The sequence below is a fragment of the Longimicrobium sp. genome (genome assembly GCF_036387355.1).
In the GTDB taxonomy this organism is placed as follows: Bacteria; Gemmatimonadota; Gemmatimonadetes; order Longimicrobiales; family Longimicrobiaceae; genus Longimicrobium.
Window position 1 is genome coordinate 1 of the sequence record NZ_DASVTX010000234.1, and the last position, 14,865, is coordinate 14,865.

General features: G+C 70.4%; 12 protein-coding genes. 3 read left to right on the forward strand and 9 right to left on the reverse strand.

What is annotated here, in order from left to right; genetic code table 11:
* From VF665_RS10330 to VF665_RS10340, 3 genes are all read left to right on the forward strand, one after another.
* The coding region (locus VF665_RS10330) for a DJ-1/PfpI family protein (RefSeq protein WP_331053344.1) at positions 1 to 963 on the forward strand (963 nt) is incomplete at its 5' end.
* A gap of 93 nt (positions 964 to 1,056) precedes the next feature.
* Complete coding sequence (locus tag VF665_RS10335) at positions 1,057 to 2,355, forward strand: 3-deoxy-D-manno-octulosonic acid transferase (protein WP_331053345.1); 1,299 nt, start codon at positions 1,057 to 1,059, stop codon at positions 2,353 to 2,355.
* 18 nt (positions 2,356 to 2,373) lie between these two features.
* Positions 2,374 to 2,751 carry a hypothetical protein gene (locus tag VF665_RS10340; protein WP_331053346.1) on the forward strand — a complete coding sequence of 126 codons (378 nt, stop codon included), beginning with the start codon at positions 2,374 to 2,376 and terminating at the stop codon, positions 2,749 to 2,751.
* Positions 2,752 to 3,150: 399 nt separating this feature from the next.
* Here the strand turns inward: VF665_RS10340 and VF665_RS10345 are convergent, their stop codons facing one another.
* From VF665_RS10345 to VF665_RS10385, 9 genes are all read right to left on the reverse strand, one after another.
* A complete protein-coding gene (locus VF665_RS10345; protein ID WP_331053347.1) occupies positions 3,151 to 4,485 on the reverse strand; it encodes a hypothetical protein in 1,335 nt (444 codons plus the stop codon).
* A gap of 57 nt (positions 4,486 to 4,542) precedes the next feature.
* A complete protein-coding gene (locus VF665_RS10350; RefSeq protein ID WP_331053348.1) occupies positions 4,543 to 5,250 on the reverse strand; it encodes a cytochrome c in 708 nt (235 codons plus the stop codon).
* The gene (locus VF665_RS10355) at positions 5,237 to 5,755 is read right to left on the reverse strand and encodes a DUF3341 domain-containing protein (RefSeq protein WP_331053349.1); all 519 of its coding nucleotides are present in this window, start codon (positions 5,753 to 5,755) and stop codon (positions 5,237 to 5,239) included. The genes VF665_RS10350 and VF665_RS10355 overlap by 14 nt, the downstream gene beginning before the upstream one ends.
* On the reverse strand, positions 5,752 to 7,179 hold the full coding sequence (gene nrfD, locus VF665_RS10360; RefSeq protein WP_331053350.1) for an NrfD/PsrC family molybdoenzyme membrane anchor subunit: 1,428 nt from the start codon (positions 7,177 to 7,179) through the stop codon (positions 5,752 to 5,754). Before nrfD ends, VF665_RS10355 begins: the two co-directional genes overlap by 4 nt.
* A gap of 2 nt (positions 7,180 to 7,181) precedes the next feature.
* Complete coding sequence (locus VF665_RS10365) at positions 7,182 to 10,364, reverse strand: molybdopterin dinucleotide binding domain-containing protein (RefSeq protein WP_331053351.1); 3,183 nt, start codon at positions 10,362 to 10,364, stop codon at positions 7,182 to 7,184.
* Positions 10,365 to 10,399: 35 nt separating this feature from the next.
* Entirely contained in the window at positions 10,400 to 11,104 is a 705-nt protein-coding gene (locus VF665_RS10370) for a cytochrome c3 family protein (protein WP_331053352.1), read from the reverse strand.
* Between the two features lie 306 nt (positions 11,105 to 11,410).
* Positions 11,411 to 11,851 carry a CoA-binding protein gene (locus VF665_RS10375; protein ID WP_331053353.1) on the reverse strand — a complete coding sequence of 147 codons (441 nt, stop codon included), beginning with the start codon at positions 11,849 to 11,851 and terminating at the stop codon, positions 11,411 to 11,413.
* Between the two features lie 409 nt (positions 11,852 to 12,260).
* Complete coding sequence (locus VF665_RS10380) at positions 12,261 to 13,163, reverse strand: MBL fold metallo-hydrolase (protein WP_331053354.1); 903 nt, start codon at positions 13,161 to 13,163, stop codon at positions 12,261 to 12,263.
* Between the two features lie 80 nt (positions 13,164 to 13,243).
* On the reverse strand, positions 13,244 to 14,865 hold a 1,622-nt coding region (locus VF665_RS10385), incomplete at its 5' end, for a 3-hydroxyacyl-CoA dehydrogenase NAD-binding domain-containing protein (protein ID WP_331053355.1).

Below are 14,865 nucleotides of genomic sequence, written 5' to 3' on the forward strand. Positions count from 1 at the left end.
CGCGTGGACCGCACCGTCTACACCGCGGACGCCGACGAGTACGATGCGCTGCTCCTTCCCGGCGGCCTCATCAATCCCGACACGCTCCGGCAGAACGAGCGCGCGCTGGACTTCGTGCGGGCCATGGACCACGCCGGCAAGCCCATCGCCGTGATATGCCACGCGCCCTGGCTGCTGATCTCCGGCGGGCTGGTGGTGCGCCGCAGCCTGACGTCGTGGCCGGGCATTCGCGACGACGTGCGCAACGCGGGCGGCATCTGGAGCGACGAGCCGGTCGTCCGTGACCGCAACTGGGTGTCCAGCCGCGGCCCGCACGACATCCACGACTTCACGCACGCCATGCTGCACCTGTTCCACGAGCACGTGCGCATCACGCCCCGCATGGGCCAGGAAGAGCACCACGAGGAGCGTGGCGGGCTTCCGCTGGGCCGCATGCTGCTGGGCGGGCTGGCGGCGGCCGGCATTGCGTATTTGGTGCGCGCCCAGCTTCAGCGCGAGGAGCAGCCGCTGGAGTACGTGGAGGTGGTGGACCTGGAGCCCGAGGTCGTCATCATCGAGGACGCGTATCCCTCGGACGCCGTGCTGGACCGCGCCGCCGCGTACGACGGCGAGGTGGCGTACGACGCAAACGCGCGCTACCCCACGGCCGATGCGAGCGCCGGATACACGGGCACGGCCGGCACCGGGCTCGGCGGCGGCGGGCTGGGTGACAGCACCGGCGGCGGCTACGCCGGTGCGGGCTACACTGGCACGGCCGGCACCGGGCTGGGCGGCGCCTCCACCGGCCTCGGCGCGGCGCCGGGCGCGGTGGGCGGCGCCATGGACGTGGGCGGCACCGGCGCGGGCTACGTTTCCGCGCCGGACTTCAACGGCCCCACGGGCACCGGCTCCATCGGCCGGGATGACGACGACACGCTGGCCAACGGCGGCGTCGGAACCACGTACCGCCCGCCCTCGGTCTGATCCGGGCGGGGTGGATGAACGGCGGGGGGCGGCCACATCGGCCGCCCCCCGCGCTCGTTTCCGGGCGGCGCCGCGCGTGCTAGCTTGCGCCGCATGCCGATCCCGGAAACCCTGTACACCCTCGCGCTCCGCGCCGCCCGCCCGCTGCTCCCGCTCGCCTCGCGCGGGGAAGGCAAGCTGGCGCGCAGCGTCCGCGGGAGGGCCGGCGTGCTCGCGCGGATGGAGGCGTGGGCGGCCTCGCATCGCGATCCCGCGCGACCGCTCGTTTGGTTCCACGCGCCCAGCGTGGGCGAGGGGCTGCAGGCGCGCGCCGTCCTGCAGGCGTTCCGCGCGCGCAGTCCGGACGCGCAGGTCGTCTACACCTTCTTTTCCGCCTCCGCCGAGCGGTTCGCCGCCACCGTGGGCGCGGACCACGCGGACTACCTGCCGCTCGACCTCCCCGGCGACATCCGCCGCGCGCTGGACGCGCTCCGCCCCGACGTCATCGCCTTCTCCAAGACGGATGTGTGGCCGGTCCTTACCCGCGAGGCGGCGCAGCGCGGCGTCCGGCTGGCCCTGCTGAGCGCCACCCTCCCCGCCGGATCCAGCCGCCTGCGCGGTGCGGCGCGGGCGCTCCTCGGCCCGGCGTACGCCCGCCTGCACGTCGTCGCCGCGATCTCGGCGGAGGACGCGGACCGCTTCGCCGGGCTGAACGTCCCCCCCGCGCGCCGGCAGGTGATGGGCGATGCGCGGTTCGACCAGGTGTGGGCGCGAACGGCGGCGGCGGACCGCGCATCCGCCCTGCTGCTCCCCTTCGCGGGCTGCGAGAATCCGACCCTCGTCGCCGGCTCCACCTGGCCCGCGGACGAGGACCGGCTGATCCCCGCCCTGGCCCGCCTCGCATCCGAAGGGCTGCGTGCGCGCCTCATCCTCGTCCCGCACGAGCCCACGCCCGCCCACCTCGCGCGCTCCGACACCGCGCTCCGTGCGGCAGGCCTGCACCCCGTCCGCCTTTCGGAAGTCGATGCGGGCGCGGACCCCGGGGTGACGGTGCTGGTGGACCGCGTGGGCGTGCTCGGCGACCTGTACGCGCTGGCGGACATCGGGTACGTCGGCGGGGGATGGGGGACGGCGGGGCTGCATTCCGTGCTGGAGCCGGCGGCGTTCGGCGTTCCCGTGGTCTTCGGCCCGCGGCACGCGAACGCCCGCGAGGCGGCGGAACTGATCCACGCCGGCGCCGCCTTTGAAGCGAGCGACGCCGCGCCGCTGGAATCCATCCTCCGCCCCCTGATGGCGGATGCAAAACGGCGACAGCAGGCAGGCGCCGCCGCCCGCGCCTACGTGGCCTCCCACCTGGGCGCCGCAGAACGCGGCGCGCAGATCCTCATCGATCTGCTCGTCCGATCGCGGTAACCTCTACCACGGAGCTCGATGGAACCGCTTCTGATCTTTCTGGAGATCGCGCCCATCATCTATCCGCTGTACCTGATCCCGGCCGCCATCGGCACCGTTCCAGCGCTGGTCCTGCTGAAGCGCAGGCGCGGAAAGGCGTTGCCCACCGACTGGCTGGTGCTCATCATCCCGGTGGTTGTCTGGCTGGCCGCGATGGCGCTCGGCGGGCGGGCGAAGTCTCTGTCAAACCTCATCGAGGCGATGTATCTCGGCGGGTGCGCATCGCTGCTCGCCGTCCCGCGATACGCCTTCAGTGGCCGGCGCTGGTCCGAGCGCGTGCTTTCCACCGCATTTCTAACCGCTGTCTGCGTCGCGGGCCTCCTTCTCTGGGCCCTCGTCCCCGCCCTCCCCGAATAGCGGCGCACCCCAACGTCTGCGTCTCGACCGACCGCGGCGCGCAGATCATCATCAACCTGCTCGCATCCGCCGACAAAAGGCGGACGCGGCCTGCCCTTTTCGACGCACTCGGCTGCGCGCGCAATCACCGCCGCCCAGTCCGCGAAGGCGGACTTCGTGCGTTTCCAGCGGCGAACTCATTCGCTCTGGCAGGCGGACGCGCCGATGCTCGCATGCCGCACCGATGCCGCCGCGGCGGTGCGCGGCGGACTTCGCGCCGTTGTTGCCGCGACTTCCAGTCGCCCGTCTTCGCCTCAGATGAGAAAAAGCCCCGCGACTCGCACCGAGCCGCGGGGCCTTCCTTATCCCTCCGCCGCGCGCCCGATCCCGGGCGGCGGCGCGTCATCCATCAGGCCAAGCTCAGGCGCCCGCGATGTGCGGCCCGGCGCCGTGCGGCCCGCCGTGCACGCCACCCACGTGCCCGTTCGGGACCTCGACCTCCACCAGCCCCGTCGGCATCGCGGCCAGCGTCACCGGCGACGGCAGGATGGGGAAGGTGGCCATGTACCAGGTGTAGCTGGCCACGAACAATCCCAGGAACGCCAGCGCCATCGCGATCTCCGGCAGCCCGATGCCCACCGTGCCCCACTCGGCCAGCCAGAAGTTCGGCGTGGCGAGCAGGAAGCGCTCCAGCCAGTGCCCGGCCAGAATCAGCACGCAGAACCCGGCCAGGATCTGCGGCACCTTCTTGACCGAGCGCGGCAGCAGGCCAAAGAACGGCAGCACGAAGATCAGCAGCACGGCCGCGATCACCAGCGGGCCGAACTTCAGGAACTTGAGGATGAAGTACTCCTGCTCGTGCGGCAGCAGGCCGTACCAGATCACCACGTACTGCGACCAGTTGATGTACATCCAGAACACGGCAAAGGCAAAGATCAGCTTGCCCAGGTCGTGAAACTGCCGCTCGGTGATGAACGACTGCAGCCGCAGCGATCCGCGGTACAGCACCACCATGATGGCCGTCATCGCCAGCCCGCTGTGGAACGCGCTGATGAAGAACGCCACCGGGAACATGGTGCTGTAGAAGTGCGGAAGCGTGAGCATGGCCACGTCCATCCCCACGAAGCCCCACACGATGGCGTACGCCACGGCGGTGAACACGCCGATCTTGAGCGCCTTGTGCTGTGACTCCGCGGCGATCTGCCGCACGTTGGCGGTCCCGCTGCCACGCAGCCAGCCGTGCGCAAAGCTGCGGCGGCCCGCCTTGTCCAGCCCGTGCACGTCGGCGCGCAGCTGGTGGTACGCAAACCACATCGCCAGCCCGAACAGCACCGCCATGCCGGCCAGGCTGCGCACGAACAGGAAGGTGAAGTTCAGCCACCCCGCCTTGGCCTCCAGCACCGCGTCGCCCTCGATGGGGTTGTGCATCACCCCGTTGATCTCGTGCGGCAGCCAGTGGTGAAAGAACACGTCCTTGCCGCCCAGCATGAGCGGGATGAAGAGCAGGAACGCGAACGGCAGAAAGGCCACGCCCCCCAGCGGAAAGCGCTTGATGCTCCACGCCCACCGGGCGTTGGTCAGGTGCAGCGCCACGGCGAACATCACCATGCCGATGGCCACCGACGACCAGAACATCCAGTTGAAGTGAAAGGCGTTCCACGTGCGCTGGCTCGACGGCGACAGAAACACCGCCGCGAGCGCGCCCAGAACCGCCAGCACCAGACCGCCCAGGGTGGCCGCCGAATTGGCGGCCATGCGCAGCGGAATGTGGGTCGGATACGAATCGCTATGCCCAGCCATCAGAAACGCTCGTCAGGGGTTTTCTTGCGTGCTCGGCGGCGTCGTTTCCACCGACGGGGGCGTACGGCTGGCGGCCGGGGCCGGCTCCACCGGGGCGGCGTTGGGAACCTGCGCGCCCACGGCCGACACGTTCGGCGGCGGGTTGCGGGTTTCCAGGCGGCCCTGCAGCTGGCGCACGTATTCCACGATGGCCCAGCGGTCCAGGTGCGTCACGCGCGCGCCGTACGGAGGCATGAGCCCGCGCCCGGCGTCGATCACCGCGTAGATGTAGCCGTCCGAGCGGGCCTGCGTGGGCGCCGCGTTGAGCGCCGGCGCGTACGGAAACTTGTCCGGCCCGATCACCGGGCCCTTGCCGTCGCCCAGGTTGCCGTGGCACGCCGCGCAGTGCTGCTCGTACATCAGCTTGCCGCGCGCCAGCGTGCGGGCGTCCGGCGTGAGCGGGTTGCGCAGCAGCGGGGCAATGGAGTCCAGCTGCGTCTGCGAGTAGCGCATGGGCACGTCGCCCAGCGGGTGGCGGGTGGGCACCGTTCCCGGCACCGGCTCGCGCACCATCTCGTACGGGTCGGGCATCACGTCTTCGCGCATCGTCGAGAACGCGGGCACCTTGCCCGACGCCTCGTCGATGTCGTACCCCGCCCAGTCCGTACAGGCGGGGAGGGCCGCGGCGGCGCCCAGCAGCGCCAGGGCGCGCGCGCCGCGGCGAAGCTCAGCGCTGGTCAACGAGCACCTCCTCGGAACCGCTCTCGTTCATGATCCGCTGCACGTCGCCGTAGCGGTCGCGGGGAGCGTGGGCGAACACGCCAAAGTTGCCCGCCGTGAACGACGGGTGGTACATGGGGGCTTCCGGCGGCCCCACGTGGGGCATGCGCCCCAGGATGAACAGGCCGGCCACCGTCGACAGCGCCCCGAGCAGAATGGTGAGCTCGAACATGATCACGCTGAAGCCCGGCAGGGCGATGATCTCCTTGCCGCCCACGATCAGCGGCCAGTCCAGCGACGCCCAGGTGGCCAGCGCCGTACCCGCGGCGGTGCCCGTGAAGGCACCGATCAGGGTAAAGATGCGCACCGGGCTTTCCTTGGTGCCCAGCGCCTCCTCGATCTCGTGGCGCGGCGTGGGCGAGTAGACCGTGAGGTCAAAGCCCTGCGCCCGCAGCGAGCGGATGGCGTCGGTGGCGGTGTCCAGGTGCGGAAAGACGCCCAGCACCCCCGTCTGCAGCTTGCTCATCGGGCCTCCCACTCGTTGTAGCCGGTGGGCAGCGTTTCCACCGCGGTGGCGTGCGATTCTTCGGCGTGGTGCGCCGGGCCGTGCCGCTTCATGGGCGGCGGCAGCACTTCCTTGATCTCGGCGATGGACAGCCCGGGCAGGAAGCGCAGGAAGAGCAGGAACCACATGAAGAACCACCCGAAGCTCCCCAGCAGCAGGCTGGCGTCCACCCAGGTCATGTGGTAGTTCCAGAACTTCCACGGCTCGTAGCTGTGGGCCAGCGACGGCGCAATGATCACGAAGCGCTCGTACCACATCCCGATGTTCACGAAGATCGTGATCAGGAAGAACGCGTTCAGGTTCTGCCGGATCTTCTTGATCCACAGCAGCTGCGGGATGATGGCGTTGAAGGTGATCATGGACCACCCCGCCCACCAGTAGTCGCCCGTCACGCGGTCCCAGAACACGTCGCGCTCGTACAGCTCGCCCGAGTAGTACGCCATGAAGTACTCCATGGCGTAGGCGTAGCCCACGATCGTGGACGTCAGCAGCAGCAGCTTGGCCAGCCGGTCGTAGTGCACCGGGGTGAAGTACGCCCCCAGCCGGAAGATGCGGTGCACCGGCACCATGAGCGTCACCACCATGGCCACGCCCGACAGAATGGCGCCCGCCACGAAGTACGGGGCAAAGATGGTGGTGTGCCAGCCCGGCACGATAGACACGGCGAAGTCCCACGACACCACCGAGTGCACCGAAAGCACCAGCGGCGTGGCCAGCGCGGCCAGGAACAGGTACGCGCGGGTAAAGTGGCGCCACTCGCGGTCCGTGCCGCGCCACCCCAGCGCCAGCGCCGTGTAGATGCGCTTGCGCACCGGCGTGGTGGCCGCGTCGCGCGCCGCCGCGATGTCGGGGATCAGGCCGATGAAGAAGAACACCGAGCTGACCGTGAGGTACGTCGTGACCGCGAACACGTCCCACAGCAGCGGCGACCGGAAGTTGGGCCAGATGTGCCGCTGGCTGGGAAGCGGAAGCAGCCAGTAGAAGAACCACGGGCGGCCGATGTGAATGAGCGGGAACAGCGCCGCCGTGAGCACCGCGAACACCGTCATCGCCTCGGCGAAGCGGTAGATGGCCTGCCGCCAGGGCGCGCGGAACAGGTACAGGATCGCGGAGATCAGCGTGCCGGCGTGGCCGATGCCCACCCAGAACACGAAGGTGGTGATGAGGACGGTCCAGTTCTCACCCACCATCCCCAGGCCGTAGATGATGTTGTGCAGCTCGGCCACCACCAGCAGCCCCACCAGCGCCACCGCCATCCCCAGCAGGGCCACGTAGCCCTTGCCGGGGTTGGTGAGCAGCGACATGGCGTCGCGGTTTACCTGCTGGTACGACTCGACGTCCGGGTGAAACTCGGACCGGGTTACCGTCGTTACCGTCGTCGACATGATCAGTGTCCTCCCTGCATGGCCGGTTCGTGGCCTTCCTGCGGCTGGTGCTCGGTGCCGCCGCCCTTGGCCGCCGGGGGCGCGTCGTGCCCGCCGTTCCTGGGCTCGTGCAGCGTTACCTTCTTGAGGTAGACGATGGCCGGCTGCGTGTTCAGCTCGCCCAGCGCGCGGAAGCCGCGGTTGCTGCGGGCCGCCTGCGCCACGGCGGTGGTGGGGTCGGCGATGTTGCCGAAGACGAACACTTCGGTGGGGCAGGTCTGCACGCAGGCCGGCACCACTTCGCCGTCGCGCACCGCGCGCGCCTCGCTGGCCGCGTTGCGCTCGGCCTCATGGATGCGCTGCACGCAGAACGTGCACTTTTCCATGACGCCCTTTTCGCGCACCGTCACGTCCGGGTTCAGCTGCCAGTTCAGCGGCTCGGCGAACTGGTAGGTGAACCAGTTGAAGACGCGCACCTTCCACGGGCAGTTGTTGGCGCAGTAGCGGGTGCCCACGCAGCGGTTGTACACCTGCCCGTTCAGGCCGTCGGGCGTGTGGTACGCCGCGTACACGGGGCACACCGGCTCGCAGGGTGCCTGTCCGCAGTGCTGGCACAGCATGGGAAGGAAGCGCACGTCGTCCGTGGCGTCGTCCCGCAGCGCCTCTTCCTCGTGCCGGCTCACCCCGAAGTACCGCTCGATGCGCAGCCACGAAAGCTCGCGTCCCTTGCGGATCTCCGTCGGGCCCACCACGGGGATGTTGTTTTCGGCGTAGCAGGCCACCACGCAAGCCGCGCAGCCGATGCACCGCGCCAGGTCCACCACCATGGCCCAGCGCGTCTCGTTCTCGATGTACTCGCCGTAGTTGGTCCCCGCGGGCGGGTACGCCGCCGGGTCCGTGGTGGTGGCCTCGGGCACGAAGCCGCCCGCGCCCTTGAGCTGGTGGATGTGCTGGTCCTCGCCCGGGATGATGCCGGGGCCCTTCTGGTCCAGCTGCATCAGCGCGGTGACGCCCACCGCCTGCGAAATGCGGCGGTCGTGCTGCACGCGCACGCCCTGCTCCACCAACCCCTGGGGAAAGGCGCGGGTCACGTTGCCGCGCCCCGTCTTGGTGAGCTTCACACGCACGCCCGACGTGGCCAGCGCGCCGGAGGCCGGGTCCACCGTGCCGCCCAGCAGCTTCATGGGATTGGCGCCCACGCCCGCCGTAAAGCGGCCGAACGCCTCGTGCCCCAGCCCCATCTGCATGGCGATCGCCCCGCGCATGACGCCCGGGTAGATGTAGATGCGGGTGCGGACGGTGCCGTGCGGCGAGGCGATGTCCACCTCGTCGCCCTGCTCCAGCTCCATCGCCTTCGCCGTGTCCGGGTGCACCTCGGCCCACGACTCCCAGCTCACCTTGGCCACCTGGTCGGGAAGCTCCAGCAGCCAGGGGCGGTTGGCGGTGCGGCCGTCGTAGAAGCGGATCGACGGATACACCACCAGGTGCAGCCCGTCCGCCTCGCCTTCGTAGCGCGGCGGCTGGTAGGCGGCCGCGGCCACGGCGCGCGGCGGCGCCGGCACCTGGGCCGGCGGAGCCAGCGGCGCGTTCACCACCGCCGGCTGCGCGGCCGTGGCGGCCACCGCGGCGGCGCCTGCCGCCGGCGTAGCCGGAGCGGCCTGCGCGGGGGCCGGAGCGGCCGCGGCGGGCTGCGCCTGGCGGTCCAGCGCGGTGAAGCCCAGCGCCTGCGTGCCGCGCCCGTTCTCGGCGAACACGCCGCCGCGGCGCAGCGCGGTGTCCCACGCGGCCTGGCTGCCGGCCCGGCCCGCCCAGGAGGCGCGCAGGTAGTCCAGCCAGGTCTGCCCGGTGAAGCCCGGCGTGGGCGTCACGCGCAGCGCGCGGGAAATGCCCAGCAGGATCTCGCCCACGGCGCGGGTGTTGAACACCGGCTTCATGGCCGGCTGAACCAGCTCAAACACGCCCGGCTGCGGGATGTAGTCGTCCCAGCGCTCCAGGAAGTGGCTCTGCGGCAGCACGTGCGTGGCCGCGGCCGACGTCTCGTCCGGAAAGCTGCTGAAGCTGACGCGCGTGGGCACCTTCTGCAGCGCTTCGGCGAACTTGAGCCCGCCGGGGAGCGAGTACGACGGGTTGGGCGCGTCGATCAGGAGCACCTTGATCTGCCCGGCGCGCATCTGCTCGATCAGTTGCAGCATGGGGCGGGCGTCCGCGGCCGGGGCCGTGGCGCGGCCGTTCAGCCGGTCCACCGCCTGGCGCAGCGCCTCGCCGTTGCTGCCGCGCACGGCGTAGCCCGGCCCGAACGCCACCTTGCGTGCGGACGAGCCCCACCACTCGCCCAGCGTGCGCAGGCCGGTGGCGATGCGCTGCGTGTCCTGCTCCGTGGGCTTCTCCGGCGCGATCTGCGCGGCCACGGCGCTCAGGTCGCCGCCCGCGGCCAGCGCCTGCGCCAGCAGCGCCTCGGTGCCGGGGCGCGTGGGGATCCACAGGTCGGCGTTGATGCCGGTAAGGGGGCGGTGCGGCCCCACCCACACGAACTTGCCGCGGCGGCCCCGGTTGTAGCCGTGCTGCTGCGAGAACTGGTACGCGTAGTCGACGGGCGACCCCCACGTTTCCAGGAAGTCGGCGCCAAAGCTCACCAGCAGGTCCGCGTCGGCGAAGCGCAGGTCGCGCGGCGTGTCTTCCAGCGGCGCCCAGTCCACCCGGCGCGCGCCGATCGCGTTGGCGAAGTCGGTGGCCAGGCGGTCCAGCGTGCCGGTGTAGCCGCCGGTGAGGTACACCACGCTGCCGCGCGGGGCGGTGCGGATGGCCTCGGCCACGGCCGTCTCGGCCTGCTGCCAGGTGGTGCTGCGGGGCTGGTTGACCCCGAACTCCATCAGCGACGGGCCGGTGTACCGGTCCGGGTGGTAGAGCCCCTGGGGCGCCGCCTGGCCGCGCGGGCACAGGTTGCCGTGCGAGATGGGGTGGTCGGGGTTGCCCTCCACCTTGGTGACGCGCCCTTCGTGCGTCTCCACGTGCATCCCGCACCCGGCCGGGCATTCCCGGCAGGTGCTCGTGTAAAAGGTCGGCACCCCGGGAACCACTTCCTCGGGGGGCACCACGTACGGGACCAGCTTCTCGATCTGCCCGGTGGAGCATCCCACCGTGGCCGTCGCAGCGCCCGACGCGCCAAGCACCTTCAGAAAGGTGCGCCTCTTCATTCCGTCAGACATGCCGTCTCCTCAGCAATCCTTCACAGTGCCGGCCGTCAGTAGTGGCAGACCACGCAGTCCGTGGACGCGCGCTGGTTGGGATAAGTGGCCTGCTGGCCGCGAATGTCTCCGCCTTCCGCGCGGAGCGCCCGCAGCCTTCGAACGAACGACGACCGGCTGCGCACCGCCGCCTCTTCCGGCTCCGACAGCTTCTGGTTGCCGCGGTGGCAGTCGATGCACCAGCCCATGCGCAGCGACGAGAACTGGTACACCTTCTTCATCTCCTGCACGGGCCCGTGGCAGGTCTGGCACTGCAGCCCCACGTTCACGTGCGAGCTGTGCGGGAACTTGGCGTGCTCGGGGATCTTGTGGATGCGCACCCAGGGAATGCCTTCGCCGCGGCGCCAGTAGTCCACCAGCTTGAGCCCTTCCTTGTGCCACGCGCTGTCCGGCTTCTGCGCCGTGCCCTTGACCTTGGGGAAGGCCAGGGCCGACTGGCCGCGCAGCGAGGTCGGCGCGCTGCTGGCGGGCACGTGGCAGCCCACGCACAGCTGCACGCTGGGGATCCCCGCGTCGGGCGACCGGTCGGCGGTGTAGTGGCAGTACATGCAGGGCATCTTGTTGTCGCCCGCGTGCACGCTGTGGTAGAACGCGATCGGCTGGTCGGGGCCGTCGCTTTCGTCCGCCCTGTACGGGCGGCACGAAGCCGCGACAACGACCGGGAGCAGCGCGAGCGCCGCCATGCGAAGGAGCTTTGTCATCGTCTGCCTGAACGGAGAATACCATGGGCCGCGCACACCCGAGCGCCCCCTTTTTTCGCTCGGCCGCGCGCGGCGTCCCCCCAGCCCCCGCCGGCTCTCCTGGGCCGGGTGGCTGTTCGGAGCACCCCATATAACACGGTGGCAACCCCGCTGCAATATCGGGCGCGGCCCCACCTTGTGTAGTCGTTTTCCCTACAATCTGCAACCCCGCTTCCTGCAACGACTTGCGAGAAGCGGGGCGCGGGCTCCCGAGCGGGCTTCCTGCCGAGAGAAGTTGATAAACGTTCTCAACCGCCGATCACGTGTTTACCGGACGCGCCGGTGCTCCACCATGAGGCAGCGGTCCTGAACCACCTTGATGCCGGCTTCGGCGAAGCGGCGGGCCGCCTCGTCGTTGCGGATGCCGCTCTGCATCCACACCGACTTGGGCTTCGCCGCGAGGATGTCGTCCACGTGCGCGGCGACGTCCTGCGGGCGGCGGAACACGTTCACCATGTCCACCGGCTCGGGAATGCCCGCCACGGTGCGGTACACGGGCTTGCCCAGGATCTCGGTCACGTCCGGGTAGTAGACGGGCACGGGCACCACGTCCACGCCGGCGTTGTGCAGGTACTCGGGGACGTAGAACGCCGCCTGGCCGGACTGCGCCTCCGTCTTGATCCCCAGCACCGCGACGCGCCTGGTTTCGCGGATCAGCTCCGCGATCCCGTCGCTGGTCGTCACCAGGTTCTGCTGCCAGTCGTCCATTTGCTCGCTCTCCGTGGTAGGCCGGGGTTTCGCTGGCTGTCGTGCGGCGGATTCGGCTGGGCACTGGGCACTGGGCACTTCCGTTCCCGCACTCACGCACCCCGCACTCACGCACTCACGCACTGCTTTTCAGGGCGTGCCCCTCCGCTGCGCTCCGGGTCGGGCTTCGCGCGCCGTAGGCAACGATACAACTGTTGCCAACGGCGCCGAGCCCCCTCCGTTCCGGGGCAACGGTACTGCTGTTGCCCCTCCACTCCGGCGTCTCGGCCCTGCGGGCGCGAATCCCTCACGCGGGAACGGCAGTGCGGAGTGCGGAGTGCTGAGGGCCCAGTGCTTAGTGCCAAGTGCCCAGCCCTCTTTCGTACTTTCGTACTTTCGTACTTTCGTACTCTCGTACTCTCGTACTCCCTCACGCACTCCCCGCCGCCCGCCACCTCTCCACCCCGCCCTCCGCCTCGCGCGCGGCGGCGCCGATGCCGGCCAGGTAGGCGAGGTGCGCGCGGGCCTCGCGCAGCGCGTGCAGAAAGTTGTCCGGCGGCAGCTCGGGAAACAGGCCCAGCGCCACCTGGTACGCCGTCCGCGGCTGCCGGATCAGCTCCAGCGTCTGCTCGTTGCGCTCGTCGTGATGCGCCAGCAGAACGTCAATCCGCTCCGCGAAGCCGGTGAACGGCTCGCCGTGCGACGGCAGGACCAGGTCCACCGGCAGCCCGCGCAGGCGGCGCAGCGAATCCAGGTAGTCCGCCAGCGGGTTCTCGGCGTACAGGTCCGCGCCGATGTTGGGGCTGATGCGCGGCAGCACGTGGTCGCCCGCGATTAGCAGGCGGCGCTCCGGATGGTAGACGGTCACGTGCCCCGGCGAGTGGCCGGGGGTCAGGATCCACTCCCACCCGCCGCCGCCGGGGAGCGCGCCCCGCTCGCCGCGCAGCAGTTCGTCCGGCGCATAGTACTCGTACCGCTCGTGGATGCGGTCCGACGCCGCGAGCAGGGCGTGCGCCAGCGGGTCCGGAATGCCGCCCGCCAGAAAGGTGGCGCCCACCTGCGCGCGGTCGTCCGCCCACCCCTGCACCCAGCGCAGCGCAAGCTGCTCCTCGCGCTCGTGGATGGCCAGGCGCGCGCCGCTCCACTCGCGCACGGGGCCGGCCAGGCCGTAGTGGTCGATGTGCGCGTGCGTCAGCACCACGTGCCGCAGCGACTCCGGCGTCACGCCGATGTCCAGCGCACCCTGCTTGAGCGCGTCACGGGCGGGGCGCGTGTCGATCCCCGTATCCACCAGCACGTGCCCGTCATCCCCCTCCAGCACCCAGGCCGCCACCTCGCGCGGCGGAAAAGGGAGGGGAATGGACAGGCGGTGCAGCCCCGGCGCAATGCGCCGCGCCGGGGCGTCCGCGGCGCTCAGGCGTCCTCGGGAAAGAAGAGGGTGTTCTGGCGCACCATCGTTTCCAGCAGCGGCGCCGGGGCGTAGCGCGCGCCGAAGCGCTGCTCCAGCGCACGCAGCCGCTCCAGCACCTTTGCGGGCCCCGTGCGGTCCACGTACCAGAACGGGCCGCCGCGGAACGGGGGAAAGCCGATGCCGAAGATGGCGCCCACGTCGCCGTCCCGAGCGCTGCGCAGCACGCCCTCTTCCAGAGTGCGGATGGCCTCGTTCACCATGATGAGCGCCAGCCGCTCCTGCAGTTCCTCTTCCGGCACGTCGCGCTTGGCCGGGTTGCCGATCACGGCGTAGACGGACTCGTCCGGCCCCGTCTTCTTGCCGTCATCCCCGAAGCGGTAGAAGCCCTTGCCGTTCTTTCGCCCCAGGCGCCCGTCCGCCACCATGCGGTCCACCACGTCGCTGGGCTTCATGCGGTCGGCAAAGGCCTGGGACATGATCTTTCCCGCCTTCTGCGCCACGTCCAGCCCCACCTCGTCGTACAGCGTCACGGGGCCCACGGGGAACCCCCACTCCGTCATGGCCTCGTCCAGCGCCTCCATCCGCACGCCCTCCTGCAGCAGCAGCGCGGCCTCGGCCATGTACGGGCTCAGGATGCGGTTGACGTAGAAGCCCGGCGAATCGTTCACGATGATGGGCGTCTTGCCGATCTTCTTGGCGTAGCCGTGCGTCGTAGCCGTCACCCAGTCCGCCGTGCCCTCGTGGGTGATGATCTCCACCAGCGGCATCTTTTCCACGGGGGAAAAGAAGTGCACGCCGATCACCTGGTCCGGGCGCGCCGAGGCCTGGGCCAGCGTGGCGATGGGGATGGTGGACGTGTTGCTGCCGATGACGGTGTCCTTGCCGACCGCCGCCTCGATCTCCTTGATCACGCGGTGCTTGAGGTCGATGTCCTCGAACACGGCCTCCACGATCATTCCGCTGGCGTAAAAGCCGGCGTACTCCGTGGTGGGCTGCACGCGGTCCAGCAGCTTGGTGAGTTCGAACTTGCGCAGCCGCTTGCGCTTGGCGCGCTTGCTGAGGCTTTCGCGCGCGGTGCGCAGCCCCTTGGCGGCGGCCTCGGGCTTCACGTCCTTGAGGCGGACGCGGATCCCCGCCTCGGCCGAGGTGGCGGCGATGCCCGCGCCCATGAACCCCGCGCCCACCACGGCCACCTGGTCGATGTCGCGCGCCTTGGCGCCGCTCTCCAGCCCCGCGTCGTTCTTGGCCGCGGTGCTGGTGAAGAAGACGTGGACCAGCGCCCGCGCCTCAGGCGTCACCGCCAGTTCGCCGAACGCCTTCGCCTCCAGCTCAAGGCCCTGGTCGATGTGCTTTTCCAGCCCGCGCTCCACCACCTGCAGCAGCCGCAGCGGCGCGGGGTAAAGGCCGTGCGTCTTGTCCATCACCCCCTGCCGCGCCTTGCTGAAGATCAGCCGGCGCATGGGGGCCAGGCGCTCCAGCCGGTCGGGCGAGCCGGAGCTGCGGCCGGTTTTCGGCTTCTTCTTGCGGTCGGCCAGCTCCATGGCCACGCGGCTGGCGACGGCCAGCAGCACGGGCGCGGGCACCACTTCGTCCACGATGCCGGCCTTCATGGCGCGGCGGCCGT

Coding starts and splice junctions, on each gene's coding strand:
- VF665_RS10345 (WP_331053347.1), bottom strand. CDS start 4,485: ATGGCCGCCAATTCGGCGGCCACCCTGGGCGGTCTGGTGCTGGCGGTT.
- VF665_RS10370 (WP_331053352.1), bottom strand. CDS start 11,104: ATGACAAAGCTCCTTCGCATGGCGGCGCTCGCGCTGCTCCCGGTCGTT.
- VF665_RS10365 (WP_331053351.1), bottom strand. CDS start 10,364: ATGTCTGACGGAATGAAGAGGCGCACCTTTCTGAAGGTGCTTGGCGCG.
- VF665_RS10355 (WP_331053349.1), bottom strand. CDS start 5,755: ATGAGCAAGCTGCAGACGGGGGTGCTGGGCGTCTTTCCGCACCTGGAC.
- nrfD (WP_331053350.1), bottom strand. CDS start 7,179: ATGTCGACGACGGTAACGACGGTAACCCGGTCCGAGTTTCACCCGGAC.
- VF665_RS10375 (WP_331053353.1), bottom strand. CDS start 11,851: ATGGACGACTGGCAGCAGAACCTGGTGACGACCAGCGACGGGATCGCG.
- VF665_RS10340 (WP_331053346.1), top strand. CDS start 2,374: ATGGAACCGCTTCTGATCTTTCTGGAGATCGCGCCCATCATCTATCCG.
- VF665_RS10335 (WP_331053345.1), top strand. CDS start 1,057: ATGCCGATCCCGGAAACCCTGTACACCCTCGCGCTCCGCGCCGCCCGC.